Genomic DNA, 16,592 nt, shown 5'->3' on the forward strand with positions numbered 1-16,592 from the left:
CTCATTTCTCCGGCGTGGATCCGCCGCCGACGCGCGCCGCGATGCGGCCCATCGAGTGATCCAGCTGGAGCATCGCCTGGATCCGATCCACCGTCGCCCGCGCGACGCGCAGGCGCGAGGTGCGCACGGTGTCCTCGGCTTGCTGCACCTGGAGCGGCGTCGACGTGCCAAGCGCGAAACGCGCGCGCTCGGCTTCGAGCTGCTTCTCGGCAATGGCCACGGTCTGCGCCGCCGCCCTGCGCCGCGCCTCCGCGGATTCGAGCTGCGCGACGAGACGAAGCGCGACGATGCGGATCCGGCTGCGCGCGGCTTCGAGCTGGTTTTTCGAGATCTGCGCGTTGATGCGCGCATTCTCGACCTCGGCCGACTCCCGCGCCGTCGTGAGCGGCGCCTCGAAGAGAAACCCCACATATCCGTTGACGGCGCCGAACGTCCCGATCTGCGCGAACGCCGGCGCGATGCTGCCATTGCCGAGGCCGCGGAGCTCCACGTACCCTTCCACGTCGAAGCGCGGTCGATACTGATCCCCCGCCACCTGCGCGCGGGATTCGGCCGAGGCGACGCGCGCCTCGAGCTCCTTGAGCTCCGGCGAAAGCGAGGCGAGCGCCTTCTCGACCTCCGCCACGGTCGGCACGGGCGGGTCCACGGGATCCCCCGACGCGCGCAGGCGCGCGTTCGGATCGATGACGGCGAGGAGCTGGGCGAGCTCGAGACCACGCTGGATCTCGGTGAGCTCGGCCGACGTGACCGACTCGCCGAGCGTCGCGATGCGCGTCTCGTACGAAAGGACATCCACGGCCGCGGCCGCGCCCTTCTCGCGCCGTTGATCGGCCGCGTCGCGCTCGACCTTCGCGAGAGCATTCGCAGCCTGCTCGATCGCGAGCGCGCGCGACGCGTACCAGAGCTCCCAGTACGACGTGAGCGCGTCGCGCACGACCTCGCTCGCCACCCGCTCGCGCCCCTCGTGCGCGGCCGTCCGATCGAGCTCCGCGGCCCGCAGCCCCGCCTCGCCCATACGTGTCCCCGCGCCGCGGAGAATCGGCTGCGTAAGCGAGAGCCGCGTCGACACCGAATACCCCGTGCCCGCCGCGCCCGCCGTGACGAGCTCACCGACGGGGTTCGACGTCGAGCTGCGGCTGCTCTGCACGGAGAACGACACCACCGTGCCGGTCGCGAAATCCTTCCGCAGCGCAGCGTTCAGCGCGAAGACGTCGCGCTCACCGACGCTCACCGAACCATCGCGCTGGAGCGTGGGCGACGCGCTGTGCGTATATCCCCCGTTCGCCGTGAGCACGAATGGATACCGCACCTCCTGCGCCCGCACCAAGGCCGCCGCCTGCTTCTCCGAGAGAATCGCCGAAGCGACGTCGGGGTTGTGACGGAGCACGAGCGTGACCACGTCGTTCTCCGTGATCTCGTGGACCACGGGCGAGGAGCCTCGCGTGGCCCCGCTCGCCGGGACCTGCTGAGCGGACGCGTCCGCGGAGGAGAGGGCGAGCGCGAGCGAACACACGGCGACGCACCATTTCGACGTTCTATTCATGACGCAATGCCTCGATGGGGTTGAGGCGCGCCGCCTTGCGCGCCGGCAGATACCCGAAGATGACCCCGACGGCCGCGGAGAACGCGAAGGCCCCGGCCACCGTGCCCGGCGAGATGACGAATGGCAGCGACAAACTCTGCGTCGCCGCGTACGAGAGCGAGAGCCCGAACAGGATCCCGAGGATCCCGCCGAGAAGCGCGAGCACCACCGCCTCCACGAGGAACTGCAGGAGCACCTCGCTCGCGAGCGCCCCGATCGCGAGCCGCGTCCCGACCTCGCGCGTCCGCTCGGTGACGCTGACGAGCATGATGTTCATGATGCCGATGCCGCCGACGAGCAGGCTCACGGCCGCGATGCCGCCGAGCAGGCCCGTCATCGACGCGGTGACGCTGCTCATCGTGTCGGCGATCTCCTGCATGTTACGCACGTTGAAATCGTCGACCGCGCCGGGCTGGATGCGGCGCCGCTCGCGCAAGAGGTCCTCCACCTGCGCCTGCACCGACGACGTCAGCTCCGCCTGCTCGACCTGCAAATACACCGAGCTGATGTTGTTGTTGCCCGCGATGCGCCGCTGGAAGGCGCGGAGCGGCATCAAAACCACGTCGTCCTGATCGCCGCCCATCGCGGCCTGGCCCTTCGAGGCGAGCAAGCCGACGATGAGGCAGGATACCTGCTTCACGCGAATGCGCTGGCCCATCGGCATCGCCCCGGGAAACAGGTTGTCCCGCACGGTCTTGCCGATGATGCACACGGGGGTGCCGGAAGCCGCCTCGGCCTCCGAGAAACTGCGGCCCATTTCGACCTTGTAGCCGCGGACCTCGAAATATCCCTCGTCGACGCCGATCACGCTCGTCGGCCAGTTCTGGTTGCCGACGACCACCGTCGTGTTCGATTGCGCCGTCGGCGACAGGGCCTTGATCCCGGTCACCTCGCGCTCGATCGCCTCGACGTCGTCCTTCTGGAACGGATTGCCCGCCGTACGCTCCGGCCCGCGCCGCGCCGCGCCGGGCGAGACGACGAGCATGTTCTCGCCGAGCGCGCCGACGTCGCTGCGCACTTTCTGCGTCGCGCCCTCGCCGATCGTCACCATCGCGATGACCGCGCCGACGCCAATCATGATGCCGAGCATCGTCAAGAACGAACGAAGCGCGTTTTTCCGCACCTCGCGTAACGACATGATCAAGGTGGCCCAGAGCATCAGCGATTCCCCGAGATGATTTTGCCGTCGCGAAACACGATGGTCCGCGTCCCGTACTCGGCCATGTCCGGCTCGTGCGTGACCATCACGACGGTAATGCCGTGCTCGCGGTTCAGCTGCACCATGAGCTCCATGATCTCGGCCTTCCGCGCGGTATCGAGATTACCGGTCGGCTCGTCCGCGAGGAGGAGCGACGGCTCCGTCACGAGCGCCCGCGCAATGGCGACGCGCTGCTGCTGGCCGCCCGAGAGCTTGGCGCTCGTGTGCCCCGCGCGCGACGAGAGGCCCACGAGATCGAGCGCCTTGAGCGCGCGCTGACGCCGCTCCTCGGCCGGCACGCGCCGGTAGATGAGCGGCAATTCCACGTTCTCGAGCGCCGTCGTCCGCGCGAGCAGATTGAACCCCTGGAAGACGAACCCGATGAAATGGCGCCGGAGCAGCGCGCGCTGGTCCTGATCGAGATTGCAGACGTTGACGCCACGAAAGAGGTAAGCGCCGGACGTGGGAACGTCGAGACAACCGATCATGTTCATGGCGGTCGACTTGCCCGAGCCGCTCGACCCCATGATGCTGACAAACTCCCCCGGATCGATGCGCATGTCGACGCCGTCGAGCGCGCGCACCTCCGACTCGCCCTCGCCGTAGATCTTCTCGACGCGCCGGAACTCGACGATGGGGGTTTGGGGGCGTAGCTCGGCTTGTCCGAGCGCAGCCCCCAAGGGATGACCCGGGGCCACCGTGGCGCCGCCGTCCGGGCGAGGCAGCTCAGCCACGCGGCGCCTCGATCATGCTGACCACGACGTCGGTCCCCTCGGTGATCTCCTCCGAGCGAATCTCCGTGCGAATGCCGTCCGTCGCGCCGACCTCCACCTTCACGCGGCGGGGCTCGCCGCCCGTCGGCAGCCAAAGGACGGGCTCGCGCGGCGCGCCCGTGCCACCCGGACGCTTTTGCTGCTGCCCCATCCCCCCCGGCCGGCCCATGGGCAAGAACTGGTTCACCGAAATGCCCTGCTGCTGCTGCGAGCTCGACTTCCGGTTCGGGTTGAACCGCAATGCCGCATTCGACACGAGCAGCACGTTCTTCCGCTCGTCGACCACGACCGTCGCCGTCGCCGTCATGCCCGGCCGGAGCAATCCCTTCGAATTGTCGACCGAGAGCCATGCCTCGTACGTGACGACCGTCGTCCCCGTCGTCGGCATGTTCTTCACGGCCAGCACCTTCGACGCGAACGATTGCTGCGCATACGCGTCGACCGTGAAGCTCGCCTCCTGCGCCTCCTTCACCGCGCCCACGTCGGCCTCGTCGACCTGCACGTTGAGCTGGAGCTGACCGAGATCCGCGGCGAGCACGAAGAGCACCGGCGTCTGCATGCCCGAGGTCACCGTCTGGCCCGGCTCGACCGCGCGGTTCAGCACGATTCCATCGATCGGCGAACGAATGACCGCCTTCGAAAGGTTCGTCTTCGCGACCTTGAGCGACGCCTGCGCGAGCGTCACCTGCGAGGAGGCCGACGACACCTGCGCCTCGGAGCGCTTGTAGTTCGCCTGCGCGGTCTCGACGTCCTGCGCCGGCGCGAGCCCCTGCGCCAGCATGGCCTCGGCCCGCGTGAGCTTTTGCTTGTTCTCGCTCGCCGTGGTGCGCGCGTTCACGAGCGAGGCGCTCGCCGAGGCGAGCTGCGCCGTCGCCTCCTCGATCCGGGCCGTGTATTGCTCGGTGTCGATCTCGGCGAGGATCTGGCCCTTCGTGACCTTGTCGTTGAAGTTGACGTGGACCTCGAGGACCCGGCCCGTGATCTCGGCGCCGACCTCGACGGTGTTGCGCGCCTTCAAGGTGCCGGTGGCCGTGACGGTCACCCGGAGGTCGCCGCGCTCGACCTTCTGCGACTGGTACTTCGTGCTCTCCGCGGCGGCGGTGGTCTTCTTCTTCCAGGCGTAGAAGCCGCCGCCGCCGCCGGCGACGAGGACAGCGGCGAGCAGCACCCACGGCAGCCGCCGCCGTTTGCCCCGCGCGACGACCCGGAGGACCTCGGGATCCCCGGCGGTCGGCTCGATGGTTCGAGGAGATGTCATGATCGTTCCCCTTGGACGGTTGCCGAGGCGGGCTCCCTACGCGGGGACGTGGCCGATCGTCGGAGGTCGACGCGCGCCCCCCCGCGGGAGAGGCGTCAGCCCGCCGCCACCTTGACGAGCTGCTTGCCGGTGTTCGCCCCGGTGAAGAGCCGCCGGAGCGCGGCGGGCGCGTTCGAAAGGCCCTCCACGACGTCGACGCGATCCTTGATGCGCCCCTCGGCCGCCCACCGCGCGAGGTCGCCGATGGCGTCGCCGAAACGAGCCGCGTAGTCGGTCACGATGAACCCCTCCATGCGGCCGCGCTTGAGCACCAGGTTCATGAGGTTGTTCGGCCCGTACGCAGCCTCGGCGTTATTGTAATCGCCGATCGAGCCGCAAAGCACGACGCGTCCACGCAAGGCGATGTACGAGAGCGCGGCCTCGAGGATCAAGCCGCCGACGTTGTCGAAATACACGTCGATCCCGTTCGGGCAGAGCTCGCCCAGCCGCTTGTAGACGTCCTCGGCCTTGTAATCGATCGCCGCGTCGAACCCGAGCTCGTCCTTGATCCACGCGCATTTCTCTGGGCCGCCCGCGATACCCACGACCCGACAACCCTTGATCTTGGCGATCTGCCCGACCGCATTGCCCGTCGCGCCCGCGGCGCCCGAGACCACGACCGTCTCCCCGTCCTTCAAGCTCCCCACGTCGAGCAGCCCGAAATACGCGGTGAGCCCCGTGAGCCCGAGGAGCGAAACCGCCATCGTCGGCGGCACGCCGTCCGGCAGCTTCCGCGGCCCGCGGATCGAGGGCTCGATCACGGCGTGTGTTTGCCACCCCGTCATCCCGTACACGAGGTCCCCCGGCGAGAAACCCGGGAGACTCGAACGGACCACACGCCCGACGCCGCCCGCCCGCATGACCTCGCCGATCCCGACGGCCGGCAGGTACGAGTCGCGCTCCATCCAGATCCGCTGCGTCGGATCCACCGAGAGATACAGCGTCTCGACGAGGATCTGCCCCGGCCCGAGCTCCGCCGGCAAGGGCTCCTCGTGCCACGTGAAATCGCTGTCCTTGATCATGCCCTGGGGCCGCGCGGCGAGACGCCAGGAACGGTTCACTTCGGTCATCGTCTGCTCCTCTCGCGGCGCACCCTATCCGTCCGGCGCGCCCCGAGCAACGGCCCGCGCGCCCCCCCTTCCCTCCGCCGCGATCCCCCCTATGCTGCGCCCATGTCCCGCGTCCCCGGACTCCCCCTGCACCCGGCCGTCACCCTCCTGCCTTTTCTATACCGCCCGTTCCCCTTCCTCGACGCCATGGCGAAGCGGTACCCGGACGCCTTCACCATGCGCTTTCCGGCCATGCCCAAGCCGGCCGTGATCTTCCACCACCCCGACGCCGCCAAGGAGATTTTTGCCCTCGGCCCGGACGACGCCCACGCCGGCCAGGCCAACGCCGTGCTCAGGCCACTGCTCGGCAATGCCTCGCTCCTCCTGCTCGACGGAAAAGAGCACCTGCGCCAGCGAAAGCTGCTCATGCCGCCGCTGCACGGCGAGCGCATGTCCTCGTACGGCGCCCGCATGGTCGCCCTCACCGAGGCCTCGATCGCCGCCTGGCCCGAGCGCGAGCGCTTCCCGGTGCACGAGCGCCTGCAGGCGATCACGCTCGACGTCATTCTGCGGGTCGTCTTCGGCATCGGCGAGGGCGAGCTCTTCGATCGATTGCGCGAGCGGCTCGTGGGCATCCTCGATCTCGCGACGAGCCCGCTCTTCCTCTTGCCGTGGTTCCAGAAGGACCGCGGCCCGCTCACGCGCTGGAACCGCCTGGCCCGGGCGCTCCACGAGGCCGACGAGATGCTTTACGCGGAGATCCGGCGCCGAAGGGCCTCGGGCGAGCGCGGGGACGATATTCTCTCGCTCCTGCTCGACGCGCGCGACGAGCAAGGCGAGCCCATGACCGACGGCGAATTGCGCGACGAGCTCGTGACCCTGCTCGCCGCGGGCCACGAGACCACCGCGACCGCGCTCTCCTGGGGGCTCCGATGGATCCTCGCCTCGACGAGCCTGCGGGCGCGCCTCCTCCGCGAGCTCGAAACGGAGGGCGCGCTGCCGGCTCTCGCGCCGGAGCGTATCGCCCGCTGCGCGCTGCTCGACGCGACGACGCGGGAGATCTTGCGCCTGCAGCCCGTGGTCATGATGGTCGGCCGCGTCCTCCAGCGGCCGATGCGGATCGGCGGCTACGACCTCGACCAGGGCACGCCCGCCCTCGTCTCGATTTACCTCATTCACAGGAGGCCCGATCTCTACCCGGATCCGACGCGTTTCGATCCGGACCGCTTCTTGCGCCAGCGATTCGCGCCCCACGAGTGGCTCCCCTTCGGCGGCGGCATCCGGCGCTGCATCGGGCTGGCCTTCGCGCTCTACGAGATGAAGATGATCCTCGCCACGATCCTCGCGCGCGCGGAGCTACGTCTGCCGCTCTTCGGCAAGGTGCACGAGGTTCGTCGCGGGGTGACGATCGCGCCTTCCCGCGGAATGCCGGTCGTCATGGAGCGGCGCGACTCAAACCGGATCCACGATCGAGAAGATCGCTCGTAGCAAAGCATTGGGTATGGCGAGCGCGGCGTACGCGACGAAGAGCTTCAGGGCGAGGCCGTGCTTCTTCGTGGTGAGCCAGTTTGCCCCGATGCGGAGCAGGCACGTGAGCCAAAGCCCGACGAGCGCGCCATTGGCCGGGAGGTACTTGAAATCGGCCCGTCTCACGAAATCGGACAGGGATGCCAAAAACTCGCTCGTCGTCCCCGCGGGTTCTGCCAGCCACAGAAGCAGGGCGCCGAGGAGGCAGAACGGAGCCGTGAAGACGCTGAGGAGGGGGAGCGTCGCCAGGACGAGGTACACGCGCGCGTGATCGACCTTGATGGGTCCGCTCGCCCTGCGCCCCGCGCGATGGAGGAGGATGACCGCCGTGAGGGATGCGGCGAGCACGGCGCAGGCGGCGCCCCACCCGCGGAGCAGGGCGACGCACAGGATTCCCGGGGTGGACTTCTGCGCATGGAAGAAGCTCAGCGCGTAGGCGCTCCGGAGATAGTCCACACTGCCCATGACCAACCCGACCGCGGCGCCGACCGGGAAAGAGAACCTCACGATCTTGTCGTAGGGCGAGACCACGCCGGGGAGGGGCGCGGCGGGCGGCGACGCGACGGGCGGCGCGTACGCTTGGCCGAGGTCGAGTTTGTCGTCCATGTCCCTGCCCGGCATCCTACGCGAACGGTTTGTCGGGGTCAACAATCACCGCCCCCGTCCTCTGGAGCGACGACTCGCTGGGCTTGGCCTCCTCCCACTGTGCGATGATTTCCTCCAGCGCGGATTCGATGGGACCGAGCTCGTCGAGCTCGTCGAACGGAGCATCGTAGACGAACAACTTTCCCTGTTTGTGCCCGAAGTACCACACGTTGGATGCATCCATGAAGAACGAAAGCTCTGGGTCCAGCTCCAGGGCACGCTTGACCTCCACCTGCTCTCCCAATCCGTGGAGACCATAGAGGTAAAACGGCGTCTCCCACGCCGGCATGGCTACTTTCAGGGAGCTATCCACGAGCGTTCCCCCACGACACGCGCCGTAAATCTGCTGATGCATGCGAAACTCCGACGCGGGCGGTCTCGTCCAATCGGTCGAATAGTACAGTACCGAGACGAATGCCGTGCCGCTTGCCCATATCTTTGCACGCATGCCCTCCTTGTACGTCTCGTCTGGCTGTCCGTAGCGGCGGATGAGCACTCGCTCTAGAATTCCGAGGTCGTTGTTACTCATGGTTTTCTGAAATCTCCGCCATGCGCTTTGAGATGTCCCTGCGTTCCTCCTCGTACCGGTCGCACGACAGAGGGGTCGGCCGCAAGGTCAGGCCGGTTGGCGACGGTAGGGTCATGGTGCCAGCGGGCATCCAACGGAAACTCGCCAGTCTTACGGATATCTTCCAGCTCCTTGTCCGTCCATACACCACTCCCTCGGCCTCCCTTTCGAATATCTGCAAGCTCTTGGGCCTTCTTGGCATCTACACCCTTGCTGCGTGCCGTCTCAATCGCCCGCCTCTCCGGCGTGCCCTTGGGTGGAAGCCGCGCCTTTCTCCCCGCCTGCCCCGCCCCGCCGTTTGGACTTGACACGGGCTTCGTCGTCGTGGTGACCGTCGTCCCGCTGGGCGGCTTCGGCTGCGCCGCAGGCGGCGGGCTCGGAGCCGGCGCGCTCGGCAGCTTCGGCCGCCGCAAGAACCCGCCCGGTCCGCCCGCCGCGCTCGGCAGGAACACCGGCATACTTCGTAGCCTCTGCTGGGCGACCCGCAGCACCCTCGCCCCCACGGTCTCCAGGGCCGCCGCTCCCCCGGAGGCGACCATCAACAAGGTGTCCGCCAGGGCGTTCACGATCGCGAATTTCAGCTCGGCGTCCGCCCAGCCTCGCCCATACCCCTTGAGGAAGCCCTCCCAGGCGATCGTGGCGAGCCGCTCGTCGTCGTATGTCGGCAGGTCAGGGATTGCATCGAGTTGTTTGGCAAGATTGGTCCGGATGACTTCGAAGACTTCGGCATCAGGTTTGTCCCGAATGTCATAATCGAAGTTTCCTAGATACGTGACGTCGATGGAGTCCTTCACTCCAGCCGCCTTGCCGAGCGTCGCTCCCCACTCGCGCCCGATCCGCTCACCCGTGCGCCTCGCCTCCTCCTCGGCCTCCCTCCGCGCCAGGTTGACTTTCTGTTCCTCATATGTATTCCCGGGAGGAGGCGGCGGACACGGCACGCTCGTCCCAGGCGCGGGGGCCGGCGTGGGAGCCGTCTGCCCGAGGAAACGCTGATCCGGTGGCCTGTTTCGCGGCCTGTCGCAGGGCTTTATCGCCGACGTCCGCGTCTCGGTTCGGACCGTGGTGCCCTTGGCCGGCCCGGCTTCCGGCTCCTTCGCCGCCATCTTCTCCGGCGGAGGCGGCGGCGGAGGCGGCGGCGGCTTGTCGCAGGGCAAATCCTGATACGCGAGCCCCAGGAGCTTCCGGCTCTCGGACGGCGCGTGGGGGTCATGAACGAAAACGGCCTTGACCGAAGGGTTTTCCAGGAGCTTTTCGAGCGGTTCGAACGCCGGTCGATGCACTCCGTCCCCGAGCTCGTACCAGTAGCGCGCATGCGGGCCGACGCGGGGATGACGTCGGCAGACGCGAAACACGCTCTTTCCGTGCAGCTCCTGCGCCCATCCCACCGCGGGCACGCCCGCAGCGCCGCACCCGAGGAGCCATACCGAGACGCAAAAAGCGAAGAGCACCGGCATCCCAAGCCGAAGAAACCGCAGAGCAGCACCCACGAGCATCAGGGCGGCACCGGTGACCCAAAGGCGAGGGTTCCACGAGGGTGAGAGCACGCGATGAGAGGTCATGACCAGGCCCACGATGACAGGTCACAGCGGCGACCCCTGTCAACGGCCACCCCTCCGCACCAGACTGAACCCGAACGCGCCCACCCCGGGGAAGCCTCCCCGCGACCATTTCCCGCTCCTCGCTCACACCGGCGACCCCTCCCCGCCAAAAATCCGCGCTGCAATTCTCCGCGGGGACCCCTCCCCCGCCCGCCCCTCGGCGGCAAAATCTCGCGGGGAGGGCCTCTCCCCCCGACCTCCCCGCCGGGAAATTCCCGCGGAGACCCCTCCCCGCGCGGCAAGCCTCGCCAAAAACCTCCCGTCGAACCCTCCCCGCGCCCTTCCGGGCGAAGACGCGCTCCTCTCCGAAGCCTCCCGCCACGATTCTGCGCGCTCCGACGTTTCCCTTTACACCTTCCCCGCTCACCTTGTAGGGTCGCGAACCCATGACAGGCCCCCACACCATCGCCATCGACGAGCCCTTCGACGACGTCGACGAGGAGCTTCGCCACACCGAGTTGACCGCGAAGGCGTACCCGGAGACCGCTCCGCTCGCCGAGCCCTTCGCGGTCCTGCGCGCCGAGCTCCGCAAGCGCAAGGCCGAGGAAGACGCCCTCCTCGATGCAATCGCCTTCGCCAAGGCACTCATGGTCGCCGCCGACGATGTCCTCAATGTCCTCGTCGACGAGACGAAGAAGGCCGTGCTCGCGGCGTACAATCAGGACTTCAAGGCCCCGCTTTATCGGCAGCTCTTCGAGGGGCAGAGCCCGAGTGACCTCAAGCGGCCCATTCTCGGAGCCCAGCTCGAGACCATGCGCGCATGGGTGGGACCGCTCGGCGCCGCGAACGTGCCCACGCTCGGGGCCATCGCGCAAAAGCTCTCGCACGCCATCGTCAAGGCCGACGACGCCGTCACCAAGACCTCGCTCGCGGAGCAGGCCATGGACACCTTCGTCGCCGGCCCGCGGACGGAGCTGATCAACGGCGTGAACGCCCTCCGCAAGCTCACGGCCGGTCAGATCGGCGAGCTCGTGCACGCGAGCCTCGAAGGCAAGGTGCCGCGCGATTTCGTCGACCGATTCTTCCTGTCGAGCGGCGGCTCGAGGACCCCGACCCTCGCCGAGCTCTCCCAATCGATCACGCGCCTCGAAGCCAAGCTGGAGCGGCAGAAGGCGCTCCTCGCATCCATGAAGGAGAAGGAGGCCAAGCTGCGGAAGGCCAAGCAGGAGGCCGAGCTCACCGAGAAACAGGCGAAGCTCGCCGCCGCCGAGAAACGAGCCGCCGAGGCGGCGCAGGAGATCGCGCGGCTCAAGGCGGAGATGGGCTCGACCTGAACGTAGCGCCGGCCGACCGCACGGGGCACGCACCTTGCTAAGCGCAATCGCGCGCGCGGCGATTCGAGCCGCCGCGGAAGGGGAATCCAACATGCGCACACCGCTGCTTCGCTTGTGCTCCGTCCCGCTCCTCGCGGTCCTCGCCACCGCCTGTTTCACGACATTGGAAGATCAGCCCAAAAAGCCTGATGGAACGGCCCTGCCGCCCACCCCCATGGCGCCGGATCAACAGGCCGAGCTCGACTCGCTTCTCGCCGAGGCGCAAAAATCGGCGAACATGACCGCCGGCGATTTCGCGAACCAGTATCAGGTCTCCTTCGCGAACGGCCTCTCCTACGATCCCGCGCAGGCCGACGGCCTCCCGCTGATCCAGGCCTCCTCGCTCGGCCTCGACGCCGACGAGATGGACAAGCTCCAGAAAAATGGCTTCGTCATCTCGGAGAAGAAACGTTTCCCGACGTTCGTGTACGGCTACGAGAGCATTTATGCCCTCGATCTACCGCTCTACGTGTCGGCCGACTCGATCCTCTACGCCGTCCACCGCTCCTACGACTCCATCCTCAAAGCCGTCGAGATCGCGTCCCTCGCGCCCGAGCTCGAAACGTTGCTCCAATCCATGCGCGCCGAGCTCGCGGCCGGCGGCGGCTCCGCGCTCGGCGCCGAGGCACGCGCGGACGCGGATCTCTTCACGGCCGTCGCGCTCTCGCTGCTCAAAGACCAGGCGGTCTCACCCGTCGCGGGCGCGCAGGAGGCCGACATCGTCGCGCTCGTCGACGGCGCCAAGGCCCACCAGGGAACGGGTGAGACGCGCCTCTTCGGCAGCGATCGTATCGTCGACTTCTCGCAGTTCGAGCCGCGCGGCCACTACACCGACTCACCCGAGCTCGAGCGTTACTTCCGCTCGATGATGTGGCTCGGCCGCATCGATTTCCGCATCATCGAGACGCAAAGCGACGGCGGGCAGGTCTTCCAGCGCAGGCAACTCGAAGGCGCCTACGTCCTCCACGCCCTCGCGCAAGGCGAGCAGCAGAAGCGGTACACCCGCATCGACAACGCGATCCGCGGATTCGTGGGCGAAAGCGATTACATGACCCTGCCCGAGCTCGACGGCCTGCTCGGAGACCTCGGCGTCGCCGATGCCTCGGGGCTCGCGGGGCTCGCGGACGAGAAGATCGCCGAGGTCGTGCTGCAAAAGGGCTACGGCACACAGCGGATCTCGAGCCACATCATGATCAACGGCCTCGGGCGGGGCACGCTGCCGCTCTCGTCGAGCTTCGCGCTCTTCGGCCAGCGGTACGTCGTCGACTCGCACGTCTTCTCGAACGTGGTCTACGACCGCGTGAAGAAGGGCGAGGTCTATCGCATGATGCCGAATCCGCTCGATGTCGGCTTCGCCGCGCTCGGAAACGATCAGGCCGGGCAGCTCATGCTCCCCGAGCTCGAACAGTTCCAGTACGCGCCGGACCTGCACATGATGCGCGTCCTCGTCGACGCGCACCCCGAATCGTTCTGGAACGACAACCTCTACAACCGCTGGCTCGTCTCGCTGCGCGAGCTCTCGCCAAGCAAGACGCTCGCCGGCGACCTCGCGAGCCTGCCCGGCGTCGCGAAGACGGAAGCCTGGGGCCGCAGGCTCATGAACACGCAGCTCGCGTCCTGGGCCGAGCTCCGGCACGATACGCTGCTCTACGCGAAGCAATCGTACACGGGCGGCGCGTCGTGCCAGTTCCCGGACGCGTTCGTGGACCCGTACCCGGCCTTCTATACCCGCGTCGCCGAGCTCGCCGAGCACGGCTCCACCCTGGTCGGGACCCTCGATCTCTCGGGCAACGCGTCCCTCGCAGCGCAGATCCCGGCCTACTTCGCCACGCTGCGCGACGTGGCCCAGAAGCTCGGCGAGATGGCGAAGAACGAGCGCGAAGGCATCCCGCTCACGCAGGAGCACCTCGATTTCATCAACCAGGCCGTGAAGGTGCAGATGGGCTGTGGCGATCCGGAGGGCGCGACGGGCTGGTACGCGAACCTGTTCTTCGACAACTACCAGAGCGTCCAGGAGGATCCGACGATCGCCGACGTGCACACGCAGCCGACCGACGAGGTCGGCAACATGGTCGGCCGCGTCCTGCACGTGGGGACGGGCCTGCCGCGCCTCATGGTCGTGACGGCGGATCCGTGCGGCACGCCGCGGGCCTTCGTGGGCCTGGCCTCGTCCTATTTCGAGCAGATCACGTCGAACTTCGAGCGAATGACCGACGAGGAATGGGCGCAGGACCTCACGGCCGCGACGCCCGCCGACGTGCCGTGGATGACGGATCTTGTGTCCCGCTGAGAGACCCGCCGCCCCCGAGCCCTGACGTGGCCGCCCGAAGGAGGCTTCGGGCGGCTCACGTCGGCACAGCTTTCACTCGATGAACTTGCCGCGGCCCTTCGTGCAGTCCGCCTGGGCCGACTCCTTCGTGTACTTCGGCCCGCTGTAATTCACGAGCATCCCCATCGCGTCGCACACGCCCACGACGCCCTCGCTCGGGCAGGACTTGACGGCGTCGAGCTTGAGCATCTTGGCGAGGTCGGCGATCTTGGCTTCGTCGAACTTCGCCTTCTCGGCCTCGGGCGCCACGAGGGCGGCACACTGCCCCTCGTCCTTCGGGTTGCGGAGGTAGCCGATGATGACGTTCCCCGCCTCGAGGCCCTTCTGCGCGGCGGGCTTCGCCTCGGCCTTGGCTTCGGGCTTGGCTTCGGGCTTCGCCTCCGCCGTCGCGGGCACCGTGGAGCCAGCGGGGGCGGCCTTCGCGGACGAACCGCCGGCGGGGCTCGGGGCCGCCTCCTCCTTGGCACAACCAAAAAGCGCGATCGCCGCGAATACGAAAACGAGCTTCTTCATGTCCGTAGGTCTTTCCTGATCCCTCACCTCGGGGACCTCCCCTCGGGCGGATGCGGCCGACGCCTACCGGACACAGTCGGAAAAGGCAAATGGCTTGTCTTGGGCCGTTGCGCTGGGGCGTTGCCCCAGGCCCCACCAGGGGTTGTCCACCCCTGGACCCGGACCAGCGCAAGCGCTGGACCCGGGGTCGATGAACTGCGCGATGCGCAGTTCATCGAACAGGCCGAGGCAAGACCAGCGAAGGCCCCGCCAATCAAGACAGCCGCGCTGCCCTTTCGATCGGCAAAGCAGTCTCACGGGCCCGTTGGAAGAACTGCGCATCGCGCAGTTCTTCCACCTCGAGTCCAGCGCTTGCGCTGGTTCGGGTCGAGGGGCGAATAGCCCCCGCGGGGTCCGGGGCGGCGCCCCGGCGCGGCGGCGGCCCCAACCGTGCCTGCGCTGCCTCTGGGGTTGAACCTCCCTGCCGCTTCGTGCTACCGGACGCCACGCCAAGCACGGCGCGGAGAGGCACGTATGAAGCTCGCGAGCTTACGAGGACCGGGAAGGGACGGCACGCTCGTCGTCGTCCGGCGCGACGGCGCGGTGTTCACCCCGGCGCCGGCCGACATCCCCACGATGCAGGCCGCGCTCGATCGCTGGGACGAAGTCGTGGGGCGCCTCTGCGACCTCGCTGCCCGCCTCGAGCGTGGCGAGATCCCGGGCGAGCCCCTCGATCCCACGAAGCTCGCGCCGCCCTTGCCGCGCGCGTACGAGTGGGTCGACGGCTCGGCGTACATCAATCACATCGTCCTCGTCCGCAAGGCCCGCGGCGCCGAGCCGCCCGAGACGCTGCGCACCGATCCGCTCGTCTACCAGGGCGGTTCGTCCGTGCTCCTCGGCCCGCGCGAGGACATCGTCCTCCACGACGCGCGCTGGGGCCTCGATTTCGAGGCCGAAGTTTGCGTCCTCCTCGGCGACGTCCCCCTCGGCACCAAAAAGGAAGACGCGCACCGCTACGTGCGCCTCCTTTGCCTTGCGAACGACATCACCCTGCGCAATCTCGTCCCTGCCGAGCTCGCCAAGGGATTCGGCTTCTTCCAATCGAAGCCGGCGACCGCGTTTTCGCCCTTCGCGATCACGCCCGACGAGCTCGGCGGCGCGTTCCGGGACGGCCGCGTCCATCTCCGCCTCGTCTCGACCTACAATGGCGCGCTCATCGGGGATCCCGAGGCCGGGCCGGAGATGCACTTTTCGTTCTTCGATCTCCTCGAGCACATCTCGAAGACCCGCGCCTTCGGCGCCGGGACGATCCTCGGCAGCGGCACCGTCTCCAACGTCGATCGCGCGCGCGGCGTGAGTTGTCTCGCCGAGCGCCGCATGATCGAGACCATTGACGAGGGCGCGCCGAAGACGCCTTTCATGAAGCCCGGCGACACCATCGCCATCGAGATGCGGGGCGAGGACGGGCAGGATCTTTTCGGGCGCATCGAGCAAAAGGTGGTCTCTCCATGAAGCTTTACGGATACTGGCGCAGCTCGTGCAGCTATCGCGTGCGGATCGCGCTGCACCTCAAAGGCATTCCCTTCGAGAACATCCCCGTCCACCTCGTCAAGGACGGCGGCGAGCAGTTCCGGGACGATTACCGCGAAAAGAACCCGATGGCCCAGGTGCCGACGCTCGAGGTCGAGGAGGGCGGCGTCGTCCACGAGCTCGGGCAATCGGTCGCGATCATCGAATGGCTGGAGGAGCGATATCCGGAGCGGCCGCTTCTGCCGGCCGATTCGTTCCTCCGGGCGCGGACGCGGCAGCTCGCCGAGACGATCAACGCCGGCATCCAGCCCTTCCAGAACCTTTCGGTGCTCAAGCTCGTGAAGACCGAGCTCGGCGGCGACGAGCAGGCGTTCGCGCGCCGCTTCATCGAGAAGGGCCTTTCCGCGTACCAGACGCTCGCCGGACCCGTCCAGGGTCGATTCTCCGTGGGCGACGCGCCCACGGTGGCCGACGTGTTCCTCGTGCCCCAGCTTTATGCTGCACGGCGCTTCGGCGTGGACCTCGGCCCGTTCCCCTCGCTCGTGCGCATCGAAGAGCAATGCGCGTCGCTACCGGCCTTCCAGGCCGCTCATCCGGATCGGCAAATCGACGCCGTGGCCGGGGGTTCGGGGGTGTAGCTCGGCTCGTCCGAGCGTAACCCCCGAGCGTTGAAAGATTGAAGGAGTGATCG

General features: G+C 67.9%; 14 protein-coding genes. 5 read left to right on the forward strand and 9 right to left on the reverse strand.

Features of this window, described 5'->3' with window-relative positions:
- Window position 1: 1 nt before the first annotated feature.
- The 5 genes from KEG38_RS40740 to KEG38_RS40760 all read right to left on the reverse strand — a co-directional run bounded on the left by KEG38_RS40740 (window position 2) and on the right by KEG38_RS40760 (window position 5,920).
- Window positions 2-1,543, reverse strand: a complete 1,542-nt coding sequence (locus KEG38_RS40740; protein WP_272425868.1) for a TolC family protein — start codon at window positions 1,541-1,543, stop codon at window positions 2-4.
- Window positions 1,536-2,741 (reverse strand): ABC transporter permease, encoded by a 1,206-nt coding sequence (locus tag KEG38_RS40745; RefSeq protein ID WP_272425869.1) that lies wholly within the window; start codon window positions 2,739-2,741, stop codon window positions 1,536-1,538. Before KEG38_RS40745 ends, KEG38_RS40740 begins: the two co-directional genes overlap by 8 nt.
- Window positions 2,741-3,514: an ABC transporter ATP-binding protein gene (locus KEG38_RS40750; protein WP_272425870.1), complete on the reverse strand. Its 774-nt coding sequence runs from the start codon at window positions 3,512-3,514 to the stop codon at window positions 2,741-2,743. Before KEG38_RS40750 ends, KEG38_RS40745 begins: the two co-directional genes overlap by 1 nt.
- A complete protein-coding gene (locus tag KEG38_RS40755; protein ID WP_272425871.1) occupies window positions 3,507-4,811 on the reverse strand; it encodes an efflux RND transporter periplasmic adaptor subunit in 1,305 nt (434 codons plus the stop codon). Before KEG38_RS40755 ends, KEG38_RS40750 begins: the two co-directional genes overlap by 8 nt.
- A 95-nt stretch (window positions 4,812-4,906) precedes the next feature.
- Window positions 4,907-5,920 (reverse strand): NADP-dependent oxidoreductase, encoded by a 1,014-nt coding sequence (locus KEG38_RS40760; RefSeq protein ID WP_272425872.1) that lies wholly within the window; start codon window positions 5,918-5,920, stop codon window positions 4,907-4,909.
- Window positions 5,921-6,022: 102 nt separating this feature from the next.
- Between KEG38_RS40760 and KEG38_RS40765 the strand changes: the two genes are divergently transcribed.
- On the forward strand, window positions 6,023-7,387 hold the full coding sequence (locus KEG38_RS40765) for a cytochrome P450 (protein WP_272425873.1): 1,365 nt from the start codon (window positions 6,023-6,025) through the stop codon (window positions 7,385-7,387).
- On the opposite strand, the gene KEG38_RS40770 is transcribed toward KEG38_RS40765, so the two are convergent.
- From KEG38_RS40770 to KEG38_RS55805, 3 genes are read right to left on the reverse strand one after another with little or no spacing between them, the layout of a single operon-like run.
- Complete coding sequence (locus KEG38_RS40770; RefSeq protein ID WP_272425874.1) at window positions 7,352-8,032, reverse strand: hypothetical protein; 681 nt, start codon at window positions 8,030-8,032, stop codon at window positions 7,352-7,354. The genes KEG38_RS40765 and KEG38_RS40770 overlap by 36 nt on opposite strands.
- Before the next feature lie 16 nt (window positions 8,033-8,048).
- Window positions 8,049-8,600 carry a hypothetical protein gene (locus KEG38_RS40775; RefSeq protein WP_272425875.1) on the reverse strand — a complete coding sequence of 184 codons (552 nt, stop codon included), beginning with the start codon at window positions 8,598-8,600 and terminating at the stop codon, window positions 8,049-8,051.
- Window positions 8,597-9,919, reverse strand: coding sequence for a hypothetical protein (locus tag KEG38_RS55805; RefSeq protein WP_272425876.1), 1,323 nt, complete (start codon window positions 9,917-9,919; stop codon window positions 8,597-8,599). Before KEG38_RS55805 ends, KEG38_RS40775 begins: the two co-directional genes overlap by 4 nt.
- A gap of 704 nt (window positions 9,920-10,623) precedes the next feature.
- Between KEG38_RS55805 and KEG38_RS40785 the strand changes: the two genes are divergently transcribed.
- Both KEG38_RS40785 and KEG38_RS40790 read left to right on the forward strand, forming a co-directional pair.
- Entirely contained in the window at window positions 10,624-11,511 is an 888-nt protein-coding gene (locus KEG38_RS40785) for a hypothetical protein (protein ID WP_272425877.1), read from the forward strand.
- A gap of 91 nt (window positions 11,512-11,602) precedes the next feature.
- Window positions 11,603-13,840 carry a DUF3160 domain-containing protein gene (locus tag KEG38_RS40790; RefSeq protein ID WP_272425879.1) on the forward strand — a complete coding sequence of 746 codons (2,238 nt, stop codon included), beginning with the start codon at window positions 11,603-11,605 and terminating at the stop codon, window positions 13,838-13,840.
- 72 nt (window positions 13,841-13,912) lie between these two features.
- Here KEG38_RS40790 and KEG38_RS40795 read toward each other — a convergent pair whose 3' ends face one another.
- Window positions 13,913-14,392 (reverse strand): hypothetical protein, encoded by a 480-nt coding sequence (locus tag KEG38_RS40795; RefSeq protein ID WP_272425881.1) that lies wholly within the window; start codon window positions 14,390-14,392, stop codon window positions 13,913-13,915.
- 513 nt (window positions 14,393-14,905) lie between these two features.
- On the opposite strand from KEG38_RS40795, the gene KEG38_RS40800 reads away from it, so the two are divergent.
- Together KEG38_RS40800 and maiA are read left to right on the forward strand one after the other, a co-directional pair.
- A complete protein-coding gene (locus tag KEG38_RS40800) occupies window positions 14,906-15,883 on the forward strand; it encodes a fumarylacetoacetate hydrolase family protein (protein ID WP_272425883.1) in 978 nt (325 codons plus the stop codon).
- On the forward strand, window positions 15,880-16,539 hold the full coding sequence (gene maiA, locus KEG38_RS40805) for a maleylacetoacetate isomerase (RefSeq protein WP_272425885.1): 660 nt from the start codon (window positions 15,880-15,882) through the stop codon (window positions 16,537-16,539). Before KEG38_RS40800 ends, maiA begins: the two co-directional genes overlap by 4 nt.
- The last annotated feature ends 53 nt before the right edge of the window (window positions 16,540-16,592 follow it).

Origin of the sequence: Polyangium jinanense (genome assembly GCF_028435265.1) — a bacterium.
GTDB classification, from domain to species: Bacteria; Myxococcota_A; Polyangia; order Polyangiales; family Polyangiaceae; genus Polyangium; species Polyangium jinanense.

Excerpts from the sequence above, each read along its gene's own strand:
- KEG38_RS40800 (WP_272425883.1), top strand. The coding sequence starts at position 14,906 with ATGAAGCTCGCGAGCTTACGAGGACCGGGAAGGGACGGCACGCTCGTC.
- KEG38_RS40765 (WP_272425873.1), top strand. The coding sequence starts at position 6,023 with ATGTCCCGCGTCCCCGGACTCCCCCTGCACCCGGCCGTCACCCTCCTG.
- KEG38_RS40790 (WP_272425879.1), top strand. The coding sequence starts at position 11,603 with ATGCGCACACCGCTGCTTCGCTTGTGCTCCGTCCCGCTCCTCGCGGTC.
- KEG38_RS40740 (WP_272425868.1), bottom strand. The coding sequence starts at position 1,543 with ATGAATAGAACGTCGAAATGGTGCGTCGCCGTGTGTTCGCTCGCGCTC.
- KEG38_RS40745 (WP_272425869.1), bottom strand. The coding sequence starts at position 2,741 with ATGCTCTGGGCCACCTTGATCATGTCGTTACGCGAGGTGCGGAAAAAC.
- KEG38_RS40785 (WP_272425877.1), top strand. The coding sequence starts at position 10,624 with ATGACAGGCCCCCACACCATCGCCATCGACGAGCCCTTCGACGACGTC.
- maiA (WP_272425885.1), top strand. The coding sequence starts at position 15,880 with ATGAAGCTTTACGGATACTGGCGCAGCTCGTGCAGCTATCGCGTGCGG.
- KEG38_RS40775 (WP_272425875.1), bottom strand. The coding sequence starts at position 8,600 with ATGAGTAACAACGACCTCGGAATTCTAGAGCGAGTGCTCATCCGCCGC.
- KEG38_RS40755 (WP_272425871.1), bottom strand. The coding sequence starts at position 4,811 with ATGACATCTCCTCGAACCATCGAGCCGACCGCCGGGGATCCCGAGGTC.
- KEG38_RS40770 (WP_272425874.1), bottom strand. The coding sequence starts at position 8,032 with ATGGACGACAAACTCGACCTCGGCCAAGCGTACGCGCCGCCCGTCGCG.
- KEG38_RS40795 (WP_272425881.1), bottom strand. The coding sequence starts at position 14,392 with ATGAAGAAGCTCGTTTTCGTATTCGCGGCGATCGCGCTTTTTGGTTGT.
- KEG38_RS40760 (WP_272425872.1), bottom strand. The coding sequence starts at position 5,920 with ATGACCGAAGTGAACCGTTCCTGGCGTCTCGCCGCGCGGCCCCAGGGC.